Below are 19465 nucleotides of genomic sequence, written 5' to 3' on the forward strand. Positions count from 1 at the left end.
ATGAAGCCCCTGTGTTAGGGTATAACTCGGTAAGCGTGTTGGTGCACTTCCTTACTATGACATTGATTCAGTAATTGAATTAGATGATTAACGCAGAGGTTTATATGTCAATTCCAGCTATTGAAAGTGTTCTGGATAAAATGCAAATCCAGACTTTGCAAGCATCCAATATTGCAAAACCCCAGCCAGTACAAGCAGGGTTTGCTACTCAGCTTGTTCAAGCTGTGGGTAAAATTAATGAAACCCGAGTGAATGCAACCAACAAAGTGCAAGCGTTTACCTTAGGTACACCTGGAGTCGAGTTAAACGATGTGATGGTAGATATGCAAAAATCCAGTATCTCATTACAAATGGGCATACAAGTGCGTAATAAGCTCGTTGCTGCTTATCAAGAAATAATGTCAATGCAGGTGTAGTGCCTCATCATTTGTTAATGATTGCTTTTCTTTTGTATAGCAATAAAGACGTACCTAATCAAAACAGAATGGGGCATATGGTTCAATATCATTAAATAGATGATATAAGCTTTTGAATGTGATTAAACGTTCGAATATTTATACTATTGTTTGCTATTTATGATGATGAGCGCCCCGATTTGTACAGAGAAAATAGACACATCATTTTATTGATGTGTGCTTTTTCACATCTATATCAAAGCAACTCGCTATTTTATCCCTTCTTATATTTCAAAAAAGATCAAAATCAAATGGTTAAATAAGTTACTTAATTTATTACTCTATGGTAAACCTTGATAATTATTCTGAATAAATTAGATCACTTTGAAAAAACAGTAAAAATAAAAAATGAGTGCAATCAGAAATGAAAGAGTACGCTTAAATTTCTTACGATGAAGTTCATCTTTTTATAAAACGATTTTATTAAACTAAAAATTATTGATTATTATCACATTAAAGCGGGTCATAAACGGCTATGGTAATTACATGATTAATAACGTAAACGGTGATGATATGGAATATTGGTTTATTGCGTATAAAGTGCGTTCCAGAAATGGTGATACCTACGCCGGACATAAAATTGTAGAAACAGAAAGTGGGATCACACCCCATATTGCGTTAGATAAAGCATGTCAGGAAGTTGCTGAAGGAGCACAAGCTGATATTCCTGCGGTGAGAGTTGTGGCTTTTAATCGTTTATAAAAAATTCTATCAACCTAATAGAAATCCTACATTCATTTAATGTGGGATTTTTTTTATTTTAAATTTAAAACTTGGTTATTTAATGCGCTTTTTTATGAACTGATTAACTAATAGAATTAATAAAAAAGTAAGGTATCCACTTATAAAATTTAATTACATTGATCTGATAGAGTTTTTTCATTTCTTTTACCTAAATAAAGTTCCATTATGTGATCTCAGCTTTACTAATTTATTTTTACTCATTGAATAAAAAAAGGCTTATGGTTAATGTGCTGGTGGGCTAAGGAATAGCTCAATACAAGGAAATAAAAATCATTATTTTGATTTTTAGTTATTAATAAAAGGAAATTTAATTATGACAGTATTAACCGTTTATTTATGTGGCACTGGCTCAAACTCATTTGATAATAATAATCCGACCTTCTGGCAAGGTGAATTAGTCTCCACTTTAGCGCAAAACAACCAAGGACGAGAATTTGCACAGTGGTTTATTGTTGATGGTCCGGGTAGTGGTAATCTACAAGAAGATGATTTATGGGTTGAAAGCCCTAATTACTCTGATATTAAAGGCTCGTTATTTGGCAGTGGTTGGGAAGAAAATGTTAATCACGCACTTTGTTTAATGAAAGGTCACTTTGATTGGCAACGTGAAAAATTAACAGAACAGCAGTATAACCAACTGAAAAAAGCGGGCATACCTATTGAAGATGTCAAAGTCACAGGCTCTTTTTTATGGCGTAAATATGACTATGGCGATCGCCATGTCACTCAACAGCAACTCCAACAGCAAATTATTCGTATCTTCCGTAAAGATGGCATTATTCCAACGCAAGTTAACTTAGTGGGGTGGAGTCGTGGAGGAATTACTTGCCATATGCTAGCAAATGCGATGTTGGCAGATCCTCAATTAAAAGATATCCCCGTGAATATTTTTGCTATTGATCCCGTTCCAGGTCCACTGAATTTTCAACCTGAAAAAGTGTCACTGGGTAAAAACGTCAAAGAATATGTCGGATTTTATGCAAGAGATGAGCGCTCTAAAGGATTTACTTGCGTGATCCCAACTGTTGTTGCTGATACTAAAATGCATATTTTCCCTATTTCAGGGCGCCATGCCACATTAGTGGGCAATGCGTCTATTGATGGTAGTGAAGGTGAAAATGCATTATATGCACCGGGTATAGTGGTTCGCCATTTTGCCGAAGTCTGTTTAACCCGCTGGGGTTGTGATTTAGCTAATAAATTGGCCTTAACGGATACACAAATTACGGATTATCACACCGATATTGCTAATGATGCAGATAAATATATAGCCATGCGCCGTAAAACCTATTCTATCCATGAAAGCACAGGTAAAGATGAACGTAAGGTTTCACTAGGTAAAGAGGGTAAAGCATTCTCTGAGATCTTTGGCGTACAATATAATCCATCAGCAGGTTTAACTGCAGATTATTTATCTAATCTGCAACTTTATGATGTGATTAAATAAGATTTTATTGATCACACAATAATGTATTAATGTATCGCTCACTGTTTAGTGGGCGATTTTTACTCTAATAAAACATAAAAAAAGGAAAGGGGGTAAGTTGATAAATGAAAAAAAAGAACGTTACCGATAACAAGTTAAGCTGAATAACAAGCGATAGTTTTTCTAAGTAAAGACGCCATTAGCTAATAAAACCGCTTTTGGCGCAGAGGAGAGTTATTTAAGATTGAGATCAGGATAATAACTATGTTCTGTAAACTGACCATAGCTATTCTGTACCCTCTGCTCTTGTTCAGTCTGTCTTATTAATATGCCAAGCTCATCTAGACGAGCCCGTAATAAATTTCGCGTCTCGTTTTCGTTCTCTAAGATTTTCTTTAGCATATCCGTGAGTCGTTGTTGTAGTCTCAGCTCACCGTCAGCAGGTTTTACCATCTTAGTGATTTTTTCTACGCTTTTTAAATAATCCATTTCCATTTCTATCAGCTTATCCCATTGCTGATCTTTGGCAAGCGTTAACATTTGCTCACTTGATTTTAAAACATGCTCGTAAGCCGCCATAATATCCATATTGTTGTCCACTCTAATTTAATAAGAATTAATCTGTGTGCCAATTTGTTGCCAAGCATCAGAAATTTCAGTTAAGAGCTTGATGACTTCATGAATTTTTTCTGGGTTATTTTTTAAGTTAGCATCGAGTAGCTGATTAACCATATAGTCATAAAGGAGCTCCAGATTTTCTGCAAGCTCACCACCTTTTTCTTTATCCAGACCTTGTTTTAATCCGTTACCAATAATATTAATGGCTTTAGAGATATTTTCGCCTTTACCGGCGATATTTCCTTGTTCCATTAATATTAATGCACGGCGAAGGGCGCTTAGCGCCCCATTAAATAGGATCTGGATCAGCTGGTAAGGCGTGGCATTTAAAATCTCGCTTTCAACGTCGATTTGAGCATACATTTTACTGGCTGATTGTTGATACATATTATCCTACTTTTAAAAATTACATTAATAGACGGCCGATTGAGGCACTGGAGTTAGTCATGGAGTTGACCATTTTATCTAACTGTTGGAACTGGTTTTTATAACGTTCCATCGTCGCCGCAATATTACGTTCGGTGTTTTTAATTTGGCTATCTAATGTTTTTTTGCGTTTTTTCACGCCATCAGTGGCAATGTCTAAAGTACCATCATTAGATTGCAGGGTTTTCTTTAGGTAATTATAGGTTTGAGTACCAAAGCCTGTTTCTTTACCGTCACCCATAAAAAACTCTTTCACGTTGGCAGGTTTCTCTTTTAACGCTTCATCGAGTTTTTTGCTATCAATATCTAAAGAACCATCAACCTTAAATTTAATACCCATTTTATTCAGGGTATCTAACTCTGAAGTGCTTTGCGAGCTTGTAACAAAGCTTTTTAGCTCCGACATAATCATACGGCTGGTGCTATCACCGAGTAATACACCATTATCTTTAGATGCCGCTTCACCTTTTTCTACTTGCGTATATTTAGTGAGTGATTTGTAGGTGCTGTTTAACTCGTTATAAGCGTCTGTCCAAGCCTTAATGGCTTTTTTCATCGGCTCAATATCACGAGCAACATTAATAATTTCAGGCTTATCAATATTATCTTTATTACTGTCAGTCGTTTTCTTTAAATTTAAAACAATCCCTTCAGGGGCATCTTTTATCTCATTGGTTTGGCGTTCAATTTTAATTCCGTTAATCGTTAAATCTGCATTTTTTGCTTCAACGATTTCTTTCATTCCTTTTGCAGAAGAAGTTGTTAAAAACTCATTAAGTTTATTATCACCTTCAACAGTGATTTCCATTTTAGAGTCTGTGCCTTCTTTACGAGAAGTTAGGACTAAATAGTTTTCACCATCTTTAGCCTTAACAATCGTGGCGGAGACGTTACCTTCTTTTTTATTGATTGCATCACGCAGTTCGAGAATAGATGTTTGTTTATCTTCTAATTCAATACGTAATGGCTCTTTTTCACCTTTTTGGGTAATCACTAAGGTGCGTTTATTACCTTCACCCAAGGTTTCACCTAAAGTTTCTTTCACATCAGAGACTTTAGTTGATTGTAATGTTTGAGCTTGTGCTAACTGGGTAACAGAAACAGTGTAGTTACCCACGCTGGCTTTACCATCGGTAGTGACTTTAAAAGCATCAAACTCATCATCGACTTTTGTAGCAACAATTTTATCGAATTTTTTTAAATCTTCAGACGCTTTTTGTAATTTATCAAGCTGTCCGCGTATTTTACCGTAAGCGGTAATTTTCGCCTCGTAGCTTTTCATCTGTTTATCTAGGGGTTCAAGGCGTTTATTTTCCGACGCCTCTAATTGTGCCAATGTTTGGCTAAGAGGCATCCCTGAGCCCACGCCTAGTGAAGCAATACCAGCCATACCGGTCTCCTTTCTGTGTTCGTAAAATAATCCTCAAAAAGCGTTATCGGTAGAATCGGCGAAAAGTTTACGTCTATTTGGTATTTTTGATGACGTAAACAGGCTGCCATATAGAAGCCATTTATTGCCATTGGTGACCAAAGTCGAATTTAGAAGGGTAGAAAAAGGATTGAGACAAAAATTGATAAAAAATAAATAAAAAAATAATAAATTAATTTCTTTGTTTATCATTGACTTGATGTTGATTCTATAAAAAAACACAGAAATATTTGTAGGAAAAGTTAAAGGTTGTATGTGGGGTGCCGATAAACTTGTTGCCGGTGATTAACACCGAAAATGAATAGGCAAACTTTTATTTTATCGACTTGATTTTAAAGGAATCTAGCTATGGCACAAGTCATTAATACCAACTATCTATCTCTGGTAACTCAAAACAACCTGAACAAATCTCAGGGAGCTTTAGGAAGTGCAATCGAGCGTCTGTCTTCTGGTCTGCGTATCAACAGCGCAAAAGACGATGCAGCGGGTCAAGCGATTGCTAACCGTTTCACTTCAAACGTAAATGGTTTAACTCAAGCTTCACGTAATGCGAACGATGGTATCTCTATCGCTCAAACGACTGAAGGCGCGCTGAACGAAATCAACAACAACTTACAGCGTATCCGTGAGTTAACAGTTCAAGCTAAAAATGGTACTAACTCTAACTCAGACATCACTTCAATTCAGGAAGAAGTTAAAGAGCGTCTTGGTGAAATCAACCGTATTTCTGAACAAACTCAGTTTAACGGCGTTAAAGTACTGAGCGGCGAAAAAGCTGAAATGACTATTCAGGTTGGTACTAACGATAACGAAACTATCAAATTTAACTTAGATAAAGTTGATAACGATACGTTAGGTGTTTCAAGTGACAAACTGTTTACTGAAACTAAAGTTACAAAAGGTGAAATTAAAGCTGGTGGTGCTGTTACAGCCGATACTTTAGCTACTGGCTCTGCTTTTGGCGATGGTACTGGTAACACTGTTAAATCTGCTCTTGCATATAATGTAGATGGTACTGCAGATGCAGATAAAGTTATCATTACTAACGACGCTGACGAGAAATTTGTTGTTAACAAAGCTGATTTAGAAAAAGATGGTGCTGGCAAATTAGCACTGAAAGCTGGCGCTTCGAAAACAGCATTTGTTGAAGCTGATGCTAAAGAAATTAAAACTTTAGACGTTAAAGATGACGCTTTAGCAACTTTAGACAAAGCTATCAACACAATTGATGAAAGCCGTTCTAAATTAGGTGCGATTCAAAACCGTTTCGAATCTACTATCAACAACCTGAACAACACTGTTAACAACTTATCTGCTTCACGTAGCCGTATCTTAGATGCTGACTATGCAACAGAAGTGTCTAACATGAGCCGTGGTCAAATTCTGCAACAAGCGGGTACTTCTGTACTTGCTCAAGCAAACCAAGTACCACAAACTGTTCTGTCTCTGTTACGTTAATTCGTACACTGACACAAAAGATACCTTTCTATATTCAAAAGGTCCTCGTAAGAGGGCCTTTTTTTGTCGTTTTATTTTATATTTAACTCTACTCTTTTTTAGTTTTATTTTTTCTCTCAATTTCTTTTACTTTTTTCTGCAATTAATTACTTCTTATAAATTAACTGACTGGCTTTTTTTTGCTATTTTTGCGACGCCAAAAATCGTAAATCCCTCAAATTTGATGACGATAGTGTTTAGGCAACGTTATTACAGCGACGTAATAACAACCCTATTCATTTAAAAGTATTTTAAAATCAAGTCGAAGGAATATTGTATGGCACAAGTCATTAATACCAATTATTTGTCACTGGTCACTCAAAATAATTTAAATCGTTCACAAAGTGCATTAGGTAATGCAATTCAACGTTTATCTTCTGGCTTACGCATTAATAGCGCCAAGGATGACGCAGCGGGTCAAGCGATTGCAAACCGCTTTACGGCTAATGTTAAAGGTTTAACTCAAGCTGCACGTAATGCGAATGATGGTATTTCGATTGCGCAAACTACAGAAGGGGCCTTGAATGAGATTAATAATAACCTGCAACGTATTCGTGAATTAACCGTCCAAGCAAAAAATGGTTCTAATTCAGATTCTGATATTAAATCTATTCAGGAAGAAGTGAATCAACGTACTGCGGAAATTAATCGTATTTCAGCGCAGACTCAATTTAATGGCGTAAAAGTGTTAAGTGAAGATAGCACTTTAAATTTACAAGTGGGCGCGCATGATAAAGAACAAATCAGTGTTGATCTGAAAAAAACGGATGCGACTACATTGGGTATTGATAAATTGGATTTATCAGCAAAAAGCAAACTCGGTTCTAAAGCAATAGAAGCAGAAGTGACTGTTAGTTCTAAACAAGAAATACAACAGTTAGATACTCAAGCGCTAGATGACAAAGTTACAAAAGGCACAATTAAAAGCTATAATATCTATTATGCAAAAGGTGCCGATGGTAAAGACGATAAATCAAAACTTATCGTACAAACTGTTGATGCAAAAGGTGTTGAAGGTTACTTTGATGCAACTGTAACTCCTGGTGCTGCAGGTGCTAAAGCAACAGTGAATGTTACTACAACAGCGGTAGCAGGTTTAGATATAGCTAATGAACAACCATTATCAACACTAGATAAAGCATTATCTCAAGTTGATAGCCTACGCAGTGCCATGGGTGCCGTGCAAAACCGATTAGATTCTACCATTGCTAACTTAGGCAACACGGTTAATAATCTGACCGCATCACGTAGCCGTATAGAAGATGCCGATTATGCGACAGAAGTGTCTAATATGAGTAAAGGTCAAATCCTGCAACAAGCAGGCACCTCTGTGCTTGCGCAAGCAAACCAAATGCCTCAAAACGTATTATCACTGCTTCGTTAATTTCAATCTTAAATAACCCTCAAATGACACCCATTACATTATTTTGTAGTGGGTGTTTTATCATCAAAACAATCGTTTTTTTAATTAATCATTTATGAGTATTTCAACTTGCTAATTAGAAGCTAAAATCTCACAAAATAAAATACTATGATTTATATGTTATTTTTTTATGAACAGAATGCAGATTCAATGCATCGATTTCTTTTAATGAGCTAAATTATCAATTTAATTAACGGTTTTTCTAAGGATTAGTCGCTCCTCTTGTAAGGTAAAGTAGTTCTCGTAATGCAATGACAAATTAATTATCAATGAAAACCCGATTTTTGCTGAAAATTTGGCATAGGTGAAAAAGAGGCGCTTTTGCTTCACTGTTCAGCCGATTGCTAAATTTATTTCGCCAGATAATGGTTTCCGGTCTTTTATCCAAAGGTGTCTTTTGTTGTGAGTGATTTGTATACCGCCGAAGGCGTGATGGACAAAAATAGCCTCTGGGAGCGATATGTCCCGTTGGTTCGCCATGAAGCATTACGATTACAGGTCAAGTTACCTGCGAGTGTTGAATTGGATGATCTTTTGCAAGCGGGTGGGATTGGGTTATTAAACGCCGTTGAGCGTTATGACTCAATGCAAGGTGCTGCCTTTACCACTTATGCTGTTCAACGTATCCGTGGCTCAATGTTAGATGAGCTACGCAGTCGAGACTGGGCGCCACGCAGTGTGCGTCGTAATGCAAGAGAAGTTACTCATTCTATTCATCAATTAGAGCAGGATCTAGGACGACCACCATTAGAACAGGAAGTTGCTGATCATTTGCAGATTGAGTTAGCAGAATACCGGCAGATCCTATTGGATACGAATAACAGCCAATTGTTCTCTTATGACGAATGGCATGAAATTTACGGTGAAAGCTGTGAACCGTCTCAAGACGAAGATCATGATGACAATCCATTACAGATGTTGTTAGAAAGTGATATTCGCCAAAGAGTCATAGACGCGATAGAATTGCTTCCCGAAAGGGAAAAAATGGTTCTTACTCTGTATTATCAGGAAGAACTTAATTTGAAAGAAATAGGCGCAGTGCTTAATGTCGGGGAATCCCGCGTGAGCCAGCTACACAGCCAAGCCATAAAAAGGTTGCGAGCACGCTTAAACCCAGAGAAATAGGAGTTTTGCTTATTTTTGTTTTTGTTTATTAAGACTACAACACAGGGCTTTATCTATTATGTCTGTTTCAACACAAAAGAAACGGCCGCTAAGCCGTTACATTAAAGACTATAAACACAGCCAGACTCATTGTCTACATTGCCACAAGGCGTTGGATCGGATCTCTCTCGTATTCAATCGCCAAGTTATCAATAAAGAAGCCATTTCTGAAATGACGGATTTAATTGATGATGAAACGTGGGAAACGTTACAAGAGAAATTCTCTGCGCTATGCCGTTTTTGTAGTGAGATTTACTGTAATAGTGAAACTGACTACTTTGACATTATGTCTTTTAAGCAGTATTTGTTTGAACAAACGGAGATGAGCCACAGTACTGTTCGTGAGTATGTGGTTCGTTTACGTCGGCTCGATGAATTACTGACTTCAACTAATTTTCCTCGTCAAGAATTTACGACAGAGAAAATTCAGTCAGACCTGAGTAAAAAGCTCACTCCCTCTGCATTTAGTAACTACAATATTGCGCTACGTAAGTACGAGCAATATCTCGATTGGTGTCAAGAGCCACCATCGATGAATAGCAGTCACTAATTGCGCTCAAGAGAGACCTTAAAAGGAGTAGCCTAGCCTACTCCTTTCTTTGTTGTTTATAATCTAATCATACTTTATTTACCTTTCTGTTGTTCTTCCAAAAAAATAACACTTTTGACTATCTCTTTAGAAATAATAGAGTAACAAAAGAAAAAACCACCTCTAAGAAAACAAACTTTAAAGGTGGTCTCAAAGACAAGGAGAGAAAGAGAAGGGGGAATTAACTAATCGTCATTAAGCTTGCATTGCCTCCCGCTGCTGCTGTATTAATGCTTACGGCTCTTTCATGTAATAAACGTTCTAACAAGAGACCCGTCTCACCACGAGAAAACCCTTGAACAGAAATTATAGCTCCTTTACGTTGAGCAATTTTCTGGCAAGTTTCACGTAATTGATCGCCATCACCATGGTAAATCACAGCATTTATTTTCAGTGACTCATCATGCCAGTTTTCCGTCAATGTAATGGCTTTTCTGACAATATCAGGCAATTCACGATATGTTTTTTGTGAGAATAGACTATTAACGACAACGGCATGACAACCAGAAGCAAGAACAGCTGCAATTTGAGTGAATACATCTTGCTCATTATCGGAAATACACAACACATGACCGCAAGGAACTAATTGATAGGTGTTACGCTCACCAGTAGGACCCGGCAATACACGTAATGTGCCTGCTTGGGATGCAAGGGCATATTTTTCTAAGGCTTCATAGTGTGATTTATCTGTTTTGTTTGATAACCATTCCATATACTTATGGTAAGTTTGTAAATTACGCATAGAAGTATCAAGCGGGAATGTTTCATCTTGACGCGCTAGTGTTTGCGTTGCTGCATTTTCAGGGCGTTTGGATAATAAGCGGTACAGATAAACAGGGCCACCAGCTTTCGGGCCTGTACCGGATAATCCTTCACCACCAAAGGGTTGAACACCGACAACCGCACCAACCATATTACGGTTTACGTATAAATTCCCCACTTTGGCATGTGATGCAACATAAGCAATAGTTTCATCAATACGCGTATGAACGCACATTGTTAAGCCATAACCTGTCGCATTAATCTCTTCTAGCAAAGCAGGTAAATCTTGGCTTGCATAACGCACAACATGTAATACAGGACCAAAGATTTCTTTCTTCAATGAACTGACTTTATCTAACTCAATTAAAGTCGGTTGAACAAAGGTACTGTTATTTTCAATGTGTTTTGGCAGGTTATTGTGTGAAGCTTGATAAATATCGTAGCCTGTTGTGCGCATAGATTGAATATGTTTCTCTATGGCTGATTTTGCTTCTTTATCGATAACAGGACCAATATCGGTGGATAGCAAACTTGGATCACCAATTGTAGCTTGCGCCATCGCACCTTTAAGCATCTCGATAGTATGATCGGCCACTTCTTCTTGAATACATAACAGACGTAAAGCTGAGCAACGTTGCCCCGCGCTATCGTAAGCAGATGCCATAACATCAGTCACCACTTGTTCTGTTAATGCAGATGAATCCACAATCATGGCATTTAAGCCACCCGTTTCTGCAATTAAAGGCACTGGGTGACCTTCGCTATCTAATCGACCCGCTAAGGTTTTTTGTAAAATATGTGCAACATCTGTCGAGCCTGTAAACATCACGCCACGAACACGCTCATTAGCCACTAAACGAGCACCAATGGTTTCACCTTGCCCTGGTAGCAGTTGTAGAGCAAAAGAAGGAACTCCTGCTTGATGGAAAAGCTCAACGGCTTTTGATGCAATTAAAGGTGTCTGCTCTGCGGGTTTTGCAAGAACCGTATTACCAGCGGCTAAAGCTGCGGCAATTTGTCCACTGAATATGGCTAATGGGAAATTCCACGGGCTGATACAAACCATAGGCCCTAAAGGTCGATGTGTATTGTTATCAAAATCCTGAGTCACTTGTGCTGCATAGTAATAAAGAAAATCAATGGCTTCACGAACTTCCGCAATGGCATTGCTGTAAGTTTTACCCGCTTCACGCACTAATATTCCCATAAGTGGCCCCATTTGCTGTTCCATTAATTCCGCTGTACGGATCAAGAACGAGGCTCTTTCTGCTGGTGGTGTTGCAAACCAGATCTCGCCTTTTTCTTGAGCAATGGTTAAAGCAAAATCTGCCTCTGCTTCGGTCGCTTCTCTTACTGTACCTACAATATCCGTATGATTGGCTGGGTTTAATACAGATTGAGGTTCTGGTGTTTTTTCTGAAGAGTTAAACGTATCACCTAATAAAGGTTCACAATGTATATTTTCAGTTGCTGATGTTAATAAAGCACTAGAAAGCGATGCCAAGCGATGTTCGTTTGACATATCAATACCGGGTGAGTTTTTACGCTCATCACCATACAGTTGATTAGGAAGCGGAATTTTAGGATGTGAAAGTCCAACTTGGCCTTCGACTTGAGCCATTCTATTCACTTCTTTAACTGGATCAGCCACTAATTCATCAAGAGAAATTGTGGTATCTGCAATTCGGTTTACAAAGGAGGTATTGGCACCATTTTCAAGTAGGCGACGGACTAAATAGGCAAGTAATGTTTCATGTGTTCCTACAGGTGCATAAATACGACAAGGACGACCTAATTTATCGTCTGCTATTTTTCCTACAACTTGTGCATAAAGCGGCTCTCCCATACCGTGTAAACACTGGAATTCATATTGTCCAGAGTAATAGTTTTGACCCGCTAAATGATAAATTGCTGATAGTGTGTGCGCATTATGCGTGGCGAATTGTGGGTAAATAAAATTAGGTGATGCGAGTAGTTTTTTCGCACAAGCAAGATAAGAGACATCGGTATACACTTTGCGAGTATAGACAGGATAGTCTTCAAGACCATCAATTTGAGCGCGTTTGACTTCGCTATCCCAATAGGCGCCTTTTACTAAACGGATCATTAAACGACGACGACTACGGCGTGCCAAATCAATGACATAATCAATAACTAATGGACAACGTTTTTGGTAAGCTTGAATAACAAAACCAATTCCATTCCAGCCTGCTAATTCAGGTTCAAAGCAGAGTTTTTCAAGTAGGTCGAGTGAAATTTCTAGTCTATCCGCTTCTTCTGCATCAATATTAATCCCGATATCGTATTGCTTTGCTTGTAATGTTAATGAGAGTAGGCGAGGGTAAAGCTCTGACATCACTCGCTCATATTGAGCACGGCTATAACGAGGATGTAATGCTGAAAGCTTGATAGATATTCCAGGGCCTTCATAAATACCTCTACCATTAGATGCTTTACCAATTGCGTGGATGGCTTGCTGATAAGAAACTAAATAATCTTGCACGTCTTTTTCTGTTAATGCCGCTTCTCCTAACATGTCATAAGAGTAGCTAAAGCCTTTTTCTTCAAGTTTGCGTGCATTTGCAAGTGCTTGAGAAATAGTTTCACCTGTCACAAATTGCTCACCCATTAAACGCATGGCCATATCAACGCCTTTGCGCACTAATGGCTCACCACTTTTGGTCAAGATGCGATTTAAAGAGTTAGAGAGTTTTTCTTCATTATGAGTAGAAACTAATTTACCCGTGAATAATAAGCCCCATGTCGCTGCATTCACAAACATCGATTGACTTTGTCCTAAGTGTGAGCGCCAATTACCATGACTAATTTTGTCACGAATAAGGGCATCACGCGTGGCTTTATCTGGAATACGCAATAAAGCTTCAGCTAAACACATTAGGGCAACACCTTCTTGTGAAGAAAGTGAAAATTCCTGTAATAGACCTTGAACCAACCCGGAGCGTCCAACACCATTTTTCTGGTTACGTAGTTTTTCGGCAATGGAATAGGCTAATTTGTGTGTTGCTTGAGCCTCATTTTCAGGTAATGTCGCTTGCTGCAATAGCATAGGTACAGCTTGTGTTTCAGGTGTGCGATATGCAGAAGTAATTGCTGAGCGTAAAACAGACTGCGGGTGAATATGTTCAGCAAACTCTAAGAAGGGCTGATAATGAGCGGTTGGTATTTCAGTGCTTTCATCAATGTCTTGCTCTGCAAATGTTGAGTTACCAAGACTAACCTGATCATTTTCAACTTGTTCTAGATAATTGAAAATAGCCTGTTTAATTAACCAATGTGATGTTCTATCTAATTTCTGCGCAGCTTTTTTTAATCTATTGCGGGTTTCTTCGTCAAGTCTAACACCCATTGTTGTGCTACTCATGCAGTGCTCCTCATATTCTATTTCTAATTCACAAGTACAGTTACCCGTTATTTTTATTAATATCATTCATGTTGCAACTTTGTGCAACATTGTTAACAATTTATTTATAAATAATGTGAAAGTAGTCAGGTTTTGTACATGATTAAAAATAGTTTAATTTATCCTTTTATATATATTCATATATAAATCAATAAATTATATTTATTTTATTGATGTTTGTATTTATAATGAACCCTCGAATTAAGATAAATAGTGTGAGGTCATATACAAAATTTAAACATTTAAACGTTAATTTCTTGTTAAATGCAGTTAACCTATTCTAGGATTGATGTGAATGCTTTATCTGTTGCTGTAAGAAATTATTTTAATTACAAACTGAAAAGATCATTAATGTGCAACTAAGTGCAACGTTCCTGTACAAGTCAAAAGCATACCGATGATCGGAAACAGATTTATGGAGAGCTGCAATTATGGCTCTAACTTCGCCAATGCTAATTACATTTACGATCTATATCTTGGGTATGCTTTTTATTGGCTACCTTGCTTATCGTTCAACAAAAAACTTTGATGATTATATTCTTGGCGGTCGGCGATTGGGCAGTGTAGTCACTGCGCTGTCAGCGGGTGCTTCAGATATGAGTGGTTGGTTATTAATGGGATTACCTGGCGTAGTATTTTTCGCTGGTATTTCAGAAAGTTGGATAGCTATTGGCCTCTGTTTAGGAGCATGGCTAAACTGGCGTTTAGTTGCGGGGCGTTTGCGTTTGCAAACTGAAAAAAACAATAATGCATTGACGTTACCCGATTATTTGACATCACGTTTTGATGATAAAAGTAAAATGCTACGTATTATTTCAGCGTTAGTTATTCTTACCTTCTTTACTATCTATTGTGCTTCAGGCGTGGTTGCTGGTGGAATGCTGTTTGAATCTACGTTCCATATCCCTTACCACGAAGCTATGATTTATGGTGCGATTGCAACTATCGCATATACCTTTTTAGGTGGCTTTCTTGCAGTAAGTTGGACAGATACAGTCCAAGCAACGTTAATGATTTTTGCTCTGATCCTGACACCTATTATTGTAATTTTCTCAGTCGGCGGCATTGATACTTCTATTGCCATTATTAAAGCAAAAGATCCGTCTTATCTTGATATGTTCAAAGGTCTTGATTTTATTGCCATTATCTCTTTATTGGCGTGGGGATTAGGTTACTTTGGGCAACCTCATATCTTAGCGCGTTTTATGGCAGCAGATTCAAATCAAACAATTCGTAAAGCACGTCGTATCGGTATGACGTGGATGACCCTCTGTTTGGGCGGCACGGTTGCGGTTGGATTCTTTGGTATTGCTTACTTTGAAATGAATCCAGCACAAGCGGGTGCTGTAACAGCTAAAAATGAACGTATTTTTATGGAGCTGGCTTCGCTGCTCTTTAATCCATGGATTGCTGGTATTCTTTTGTCTGCAATTCTAGCAGCGGTCATGAGTACATTAAGCTGTCAATTATTAGTCTGCGCAAGTGCATTAACTGAAGATTTATACAAACCATTTATTCGTAAAAGTGCGAGCCAAAAAGAGCTAGTTTGGGTAGGGCGTGGCATGGTGTTATTAGTTGCGATCATCGCAATTTTCTTAGCGCGTGACCCAAACAATAAGGTGCTTGATCTAGTAAGTAATGCGTGGGCAGGTTTTGGTGCCGCTTTTGGTCCTGTGATCCTCATTTCTGTAATGTGGAAACGTATGACTCGTAATGGTGCATTTGCCGGAATGTTGATAGGGGCTTTAACCGTGTTAGTGTGGATGCAATATAAATGGTTTGGGTTATATGAAATTATTCCCGGCTTTATTTTTGCTTCTATTGCTATTGTTGTCATTAGTTTAATGGGGAAAGAACCAAACAAAGAGAATCAACAACGCTTTGAAGAAGCTGAGACTCAATATCGTAATACATAATAAAATTAGATAAATCAAAGGCTACCTTATTTAATGAGGTGGCCTTTATTGTTAATTTAAATTAGATACAAAAGATATAATGTAAACATTATTCGTAATAAATAAACTCGTTATGAAGCATGGCTTTACTGAAATTAATGACTTTATCATTAAATGTAATCGTACTTTCAAGTTCCTCTTTTGAACAGTTAGCAAATTTGTCCCATTCAAGGCAGGTGGTGATAAAGGCTTTATCTTCTCCATTAATGCCTTTGATATAGTTTGATTGAGTAACAACTTTTCCGTCGAGATCATACTGGTATTCTACATTTATTTTGCCGTCCTCTATTACGGATTGTAGTTTTCCTTGAGGGCTATAGATGTACTCTGTTGTGATAGGCTTAGTTGTAGGATCAGACGATTCGCTTGTTTCTTTAATAATACGCCCATCTTTATAGTCGAATTGGCTAGTGACTGTATCTAATAAAGTGCCATCATTTCCGTAATATTGGATTACTCTTTTGTTGAACCGGTTCTGTTTATCTTGATGATAGGTTTCTTGCATGTAGATAGAGTGTGAGCCATAGGCATTCTTTATCTGAAATTGATATCGGATAACAGAAGGGTTATTAGGCAATGTTCTTATTAAATTAGTTTCTACATTGCCTTCAAAGTACTCTTGCATTGATGTGCTATTTTTCAATAACTTTCCACATTCATCAAAGTGGATTTCACCTTTTAGTGCTTTAAAACGTCCGTCATGGGGTATCGTGCTGGTCATCGTGACGGATTTAACTGGGCCGTTATAAGAGCTGAGCAATATAATGTCACTATTGGCAATATTGGTTTGCTTTTCAGTATTTGTACATTGAGCAGAAGCAGCGATTGCTGGCGATGAGGAAATCGCATAAAGGGAAAGAGGGATAAGGAGTCGTTGTAATTTCATAAGATCGTCCATGCATATATTCGTCATATTTCAAGCCACAGCATTGTCGCCTAGCTGTAACTTGGATTATTTAGAGTATTTGTTTGCATATCTTCAAGTTGTTGCAAATTATTTAGAGTATAAGTAGTGCATAAAATATGAGTCTAGTATAAGTAATTGGTTTGCCAAATAGTATAGATAAAATCCTATATAATTAGCCAATATATAAAGGGAAGAAAAATATTTTGGTACGATCAAAACTGTTTTTTGGAGCATTAATATGTCAAACGCATTTTCTTTTATGACTGATACGGCAACTCTGGCTATTTTTGATTTACAAGCGATCCAACATAGAAAATCAGATACAGCAGATTGGTGGAGCATACCTGATGATGAGTTAGATGAGATGAATAAAGGCAATATTGCATTTATTGGTTTAGGTAATGATGGTTTTTACACTATTAATCTATGCGATAAAATTGAAGATCCAGATGTAAGAATAAATATAAACTGTCCATCAGGTGAAGTTTTTATTGGTGCAGGAGAGGATACAACTGGCGGTGATTTAGAGCCAGGTGATCCACAATATCGCGCAGGAGAAATTATTTTTCTCCCAGTAGGAGATTATGAAATATCATTAAAAAAAGTAAGCAACATACTTTTTATTTCTATTATTTTTAGTAAAGAGAACCTGAATAAGTTTGAGAATGTTTTACGTTTAGATTAAATGAATATATATAGTTATATAAAAATATAATAATTAAGTGAAAGATACTATTATTTAAAATGCTTCCCTTGTTTTTCATTAATAGGTTAATAAATATAAGTTAAACAATCTGTGGTTATATTAATTATAATATAGCGAATGCATTTGCTGTAAATAAACTTTATCAATTAAATAAATGTTAATTTATTAATCTAATTTAAATATTACTGAAAGAAACAGGTGATATAGATAATGCTAAAATAATACGGATGATTTTATTTTAAATTTTAAAAAATAATGAATTTATTGAGCTTTTTTTATTAAAAATGATAAATATCAATTTTAAGTAAGTTAATATTTTTTTTAATATTAATCCTAATAAATAGATGTTTTTTTTGTTAAAAATGCGAAATAGTCATATTTAGACTATAAGAATATGCTTAAAATCGAAAAATATATAAATATTACGCTTTATACGTGTTAAATGTAGTTGCGTTTTACGAGTAAATGAGATGATAATTGCAAATACTTAAATATTAGTACGTAATAAACATGAAATAATGTTATTGATAACATTTTATTTCGTGTGAGCCTTTTCGTTTATTTAACCCCAAAAACAACTTATTTAAATATATAACAAGAGAGAGCTTTATTATGAATAAAATGCTTCTTACTGCGATGATCGCAGGTATTTTTTCATCTACAGTTTATGCGGCTTCTGATAACACTATCCGTTTTCAAGGCGAAGTTTCTGATGAAACTTGTACTGTAACGGTTAATGGTAATTCAGCACTTCCTGTTGTTTTATTACCAACCGTGCCCGTAACCGCATTAGATACTGCGGGTAAAACAGCAGGTCAGACACCATTTACTATTGCAGTGAGTGGTTGTACTGGTTCTAAACCAACAGATACAAATATTAAAACTATATTTATTGCTAATAATCTGACAACAGAAGGTCGTATTGGTAATACAGCAGCAAATAACAATGTTAGTTTAGAAATTATTGACCCTGCGAAAACCGGTACAAAAATTGATTTAACTGGTGTAGGTAACGAAGGCTTAGTGTTAAAAGCAAACGAAAAATCAGCATCTTATGATTATGCTGTACGTTATTATGCAGATGATGTTGCAACAGCAGGTAAAGTAGAGGGTAGTGTGCAGTACTCTATCTCTTATCAATAATGTTTATATGTCTCCTTTATATAAAGGAGGCATTTTTTATTTATATAAGAGGGAGATAAGTAATGAAAAAAATAATAATGCTAATTATCGTATTTTTCTTAAGTTATAGCACTGCGTCGTATTCTAGTGTCACCATGCTAAAAACACGTATTGTTTATTCATCGGATTCACGTTTTGAAGTTTTAAAGTTTATGAATAACGATGAAATTCCTTACATTATGCAAATCTGGGCAGATAAAAATAATCCTAATTCAACCCCAGATAATGCAGATGCCCCTTTTGTTATTCAACCCCCCGTTTTTCGTATCGATCCTAAAACAGGGAGAGACGCGCGATTAATTTATACTGGCGAAGGTCTACCACAAGATAAAGAATCTATTTTCTTTTTAAATGTGGCACAAATTCCACCTAAAGATTTGAATAAAGATATAAAAGAAGGAAATAGCTTTACGGTTATTGTGCATCATCGATTAAAAATATTTTATCGTCCAACTGAGATTGTCTCACAGCTAAATAATATCGAGAAACAAATATCATTCTCAAAAGAGAATAATGGAACTATAAAAGTTAAAAACGATTCACCTTTTTTTGTGTCATTTGCGCAACTTGAGGCCACGAATACTTCGGGTCAAAAATTTATATTTAAACCAACTATGGTTTCTCCGTTATCAACGGAAGTATTAGTCGCTAAAAATGGCAGAACGATTTCATTTTCACCCGATAAAATGACCTATAAATACATTAATGATCTAGGTGGGCAAAATAGTGCGACAGATTTAATTCATTAAAAAAATGGAATT

16 protein-coding genes are annotated in these 19465 nt (G+C 36.7%); 11 read left to right on the forward strand and 5 right to left on the reverse strand.

Annotated features, from left to right (window positions below; all coding sequences use genetic code 11):
• Nucleotides 1-104: 104 nt before the first annotated feature.
• The 3 genes from fliE (at nucleotide 105) to CUB63_RS01350 (ending at nucleotide 2646) form a co-directional block, all read left to right on the forward strand.
• On the forward strand, nucleotides 105-416 hold the full coding sequence (gene fliE / locus CUB63_RS01340) for a flagellar hook-basal body complex protein FliE (protein WP_072063097.1): 312 nt from the start codon (nucleotides 105-107) through the stop codon (nucleotides 414-416).
• Between the two features lie 525 nt (nucleotides 417-941).
• Nucleotides 942-1157: a hypothetical protein gene (locus CUB63_RS01345; RefSeq protein ID WP_006533140.1), complete on the forward strand. Its 216-nt coding sequence runs from the start codon at nucleotides 942-944 to the stop codon at nucleotides 1155-1157.
• Nucleotides 1158-1512: 355 nt separating this feature from the next.
• On the forward strand, nucleotides 1513-2646 hold the full coding sequence (locus tag CUB63_RS01350) for a hypothetical protein (protein WP_109847293.1): 1134 nt from the start codon (nucleotides 1513-1515) through the stop codon (nucleotides 2644-2646).
• Between the two features lie 213 nt (nucleotides 2647-2859).
• Here the strand turns inward: CUB63_RS01350 and fliT are convergent, their stop codons facing one another.
• Genes fliT through fliD form a run of 3 tightly spaced genes read right to left on the reverse strand, consistent with a single transcriptional unit; the run spans nucleotide 2860 to nucleotide 5059 of the window.
• Nucleotides 2860-3213, reverse strand: coding sequence for a flagellar protein FliT (gene fliT, locus CUB63_RS01355; protein WP_006533138.1), 354 nt, complete (start codon nucleotides 3211-3213; stop codon nucleotides 2860-2862).
• 18 nt (nucleotides 3214-3231) lie between these two features.
• Nucleotides 3232-3630: a flagellar export chaperone FliS gene (gene fliS / locus CUB63_RS01360; protein ID WP_023581844.1), complete on the reverse strand. Its 399-nt coding sequence runs from the start codon at nucleotides 3628-3630 to the stop codon at nucleotides 3232-3234.
• Between the two features lie 19 nt (nucleotides 3631-3649).
• Nucleotides 3650-5059: a flagellar filament capping protein FliD gene (gene fliD, locus CUB63_RS01365; protein ID WP_109847294.1), complete on the reverse strand. Its 1410-nt coding sequence runs from the start codon at nucleotides 5057-5059 to the stop codon at nucleotides 3650-3652.
• A gap of 387 nt (nucleotides 5060-5446) precedes the next feature.
• On the opposite strand from fliD, the gene CUB63_RS01370 reads away from it, so the two are divergent.
• The 4 genes from CUB63_RS01370 to fliZ all read left to right on the forward strand — a co-directional run bounded on the left by CUB63_RS01370 (nucleotide 5447) and on the right by fliZ (nucleotide 9732).
• A complete protein-coding gene (locus tag CUB63_RS01370) occupies nucleotides 5447-6556 on the forward strand; it encodes a FliC/FljB family flagellin (RefSeq protein ID WP_109847295.1) in 1110 nt (369 codons plus the stop codon).
• 316 nt (nucleotides 6557-6872) lie between these two features.
• Nucleotides 6873-7979 carry a FliC/FljB family flagellin gene (locus CUB63_RS01375; RefSeq protein WP_109847296.1) on the forward strand — a complete coding sequence of 369 codons (1107 nt, stop codon included), beginning with the start codon at nucleotides 6873-6875 and terminating at the stop codon, nucleotides 7977-7979.
• A 441-nt stretch (nucleotides 7980-8420) separates the two neighbouring features.
• Complete coding sequence (locus tag CUB63_RS01380) at nucleotides 8421-9143, forward strand: RNA polymerase sigma factor FliA (protein ID WP_036912728.1); 723 nt, start codon at nucleotides 8421-8423, stop codon at nucleotides 9141-9143.
• 58 nt (nucleotides 9144-9201) lie between these two features.
• Nucleotides 9202-9732 carry a flagella biosynthesis regulatory protein FliZ gene (gene fliZ / locus CUB63_RS01385; protein ID WP_006533125.1) on the forward strand — a complete coding sequence of 177 codons (531 nt, stop codon included), beginning with the start codon at nucleotides 9202-9204 and terminating at the stop codon, nucleotides 9730-9732.
• A 220-nt stretch (nucleotides 9733-9952) separates the two neighbouring features.
• On the opposite strand, the gene putA is transcribed toward fliZ, so the two are convergent.
• On the reverse strand, nucleotides 9953-13915 hold the full coding sequence (gene putA / locus CUB63_RS01390) for a trifunctional transcriptional regulator/proline dehydrogenase/L-glutamate gamma-semialdehyde dehydrogenase (RefSeq protein ID WP_109847297.1): 3963 nt from the start codon (nucleotides 13913-13915) through the stop codon (nucleotides 9953-9955).
• A 470-nt stretch (nucleotides 13916-14385) separates the two neighbouring features.
• Between putA and putP the strand changes: the two genes are divergently transcribed.
• Nucleotides 14386-15870: a sodium/proline symporter PutP gene (gene putP / locus CUB63_RS01395; protein WP_109847298.1), complete on the forward strand. Its 1485-nt coding sequence runs from the start codon at nucleotides 14386-14388 to the stop codon at nucleotides 15868-15870.
• Between the two features lie 88 nt (nucleotides 15871-15958).
• On the opposite strand, the gene CUB63_RS01400 is transcribed toward putP, so the two are convergent.
• Entirely contained in the window at nucleotides 15959-16795 is an 837-nt protein-coding gene (locus tag CUB63_RS01400) for a hypothetical protein (RefSeq protein ID WP_157955966.1), read from the reverse strand.
• Between the two features lie 259 nt (nucleotides 16796-17054).
• On the opposite strand from CUB63_RS01400, the gene CUB63_RS01405 reads away from it, so the two are divergent.
• The 3 genes from CUB63_RS01405 to CUB63_RS01415 all read left to right on the forward strand — a co-directional run bounded on the left by CUB63_RS01405 (nucleotide 17055) and on the right by CUB63_RS01415 (nucleotide 19453).
• Complete coding sequence (locus tag CUB63_RS01405; RefSeq protein WP_109847300.1) at nucleotides 17055-17501, forward strand: DUF6386 family protein; 447 nt, start codon at nucleotides 17055-17057, stop codon at nucleotides 17499-17501.
• A gap of 633 nt (nucleotides 17502-18134) precedes the next feature.
• The gene (locus CUB63_RS01410; RefSeq protein WP_109847301.1) at nucleotides 18135-18665 is read left to right on the forward strand and encodes a fimbrial protein; all 531 of its coding nucleotides are present in this window, start codon (nucleotides 18135-18137) and stop codon (nucleotides 18663-18665) included.
• A 62-nt stretch (nucleotides 18666-18727) separates the two neighbouring features.
• Nucleotides 18728-19453 (forward strand): fimbrial biogenesis chaperone, encoded by a 726-nt coding sequence (locus CUB63_RS01415; RefSeq protein WP_109847302.1) that lies wholly within the window; start codon nucleotides 18728-18730, stop codon nucleotides 19451-19453.
• Nucleotides 19454-19465 lie beyond the last annotated feature (12 nt).

This window comes from Proteus penneri (assembly GCF_003144535.1).
In the GTDB taxonomy this organism is placed as follows: Bacteria; Pseudomonadota; Gammaproteobacteria; order Enterobacterales; family Enterobacteriaceae; genus Proteus; species Proteus penneri.

Bases quoted from the DNA above. Each gene is read 5' to 3' on its own strand.
- fliE (WP_072063097.1), top strand. From the start codon at position 105: ATGTCAATTCCAGCTATTGAAAGTGTTCTGGATAAAATGCAAATCCAG.
- CUB63_RS01345 (WP_006533140.1), top strand. From the start codon at position 942: ATGATTAATAACGTAAACGGTGATGATATGGAATATTGGTTTATTGCG.
- CUB63_RS01350 (WP_109847293.1), top strand. From the start codon at position 1,513: ATGACAGTATTAACCGTTTATTTATGTGGCACTGGCTCAAACTCATTT.
- fliT (WP_006533138.1), bottom strand. From the start codon at position 3,213: ATGGATATTATGGCGGCTTACGAGCATGTTTTAAAATCAAGTGAGCAA.
- fliS (WP_023581844.1), bottom strand. From the start codon at position 3,630: ATGTATCAACAATCAGCCAGTAAAATGTATGCTCAAATCGACGTTGAA.
- fliD (WP_109847294.1), bottom strand. From the start codon at position 5,059: ATGGCTGGTATTGCTTCACTAGGCGTGGGCTCAGGGATGCCTCTTAGC.
- CUB63_RS01370 (WP_109847295.1), top strand. From the start codon at position 5,447: ATGGCACAAGTCATTAATACCAACTATCTATCTCTGGTAACTCAAAAC.
- CUB63_RS01375 (WP_109847296.1), top strand. From the start codon at position 6,873: ATGGCACAAGTCATTAATACCAATTATTTGTCACTGGTCACTCAAAAT.
- fliZ (WP_006533125.1), top strand. From the start codon at position 9,202: ATGTCTGTTTCAACACAAAAGAAACGGCCGCTAAGCCGTTACATTAAA.
- putA (WP_109847297.1), bottom strand. From the start codon at position 13,915: ATGAGTAGCACAACAATGGGTGTTAGACTTGACGAAGAAACCCGCAAT.
- putP (WP_109847298.1), top strand. From the start codon at position 14,386: ATGGCTCTAACTTCGCCAATGCTAATTACATTTACGATCTATATCTTG.
- CUB63_RS01400 (WP_157955966.1), bottom strand. From the start codon at position 16,795: ATGAAATTACAACGACTCCTTATCCCTCTTTCCCTTTATGCGATTTCC.
- CUB63_RS01405 (WP_109847300.1), top strand. From the start codon at position 17,055: ATGTCAAACGCATTTTCTTTTATGACTGATACGGCAACTCTGGCTATT.
- CUB63_RS01410 (WP_109847301.1), top strand. From the start codon at position 18,135: ATGAATAAAATGCTTCTTACTGCGATGATCGCAGGTATTTTTTCATCT.
- CUB63_RS01415 (WP_109847302.1), top strand. From the start codon at position 18,728: ATGAAAAAAATAATAATGCTAATTATCGTATTTTTCTTAAGTTATAGC.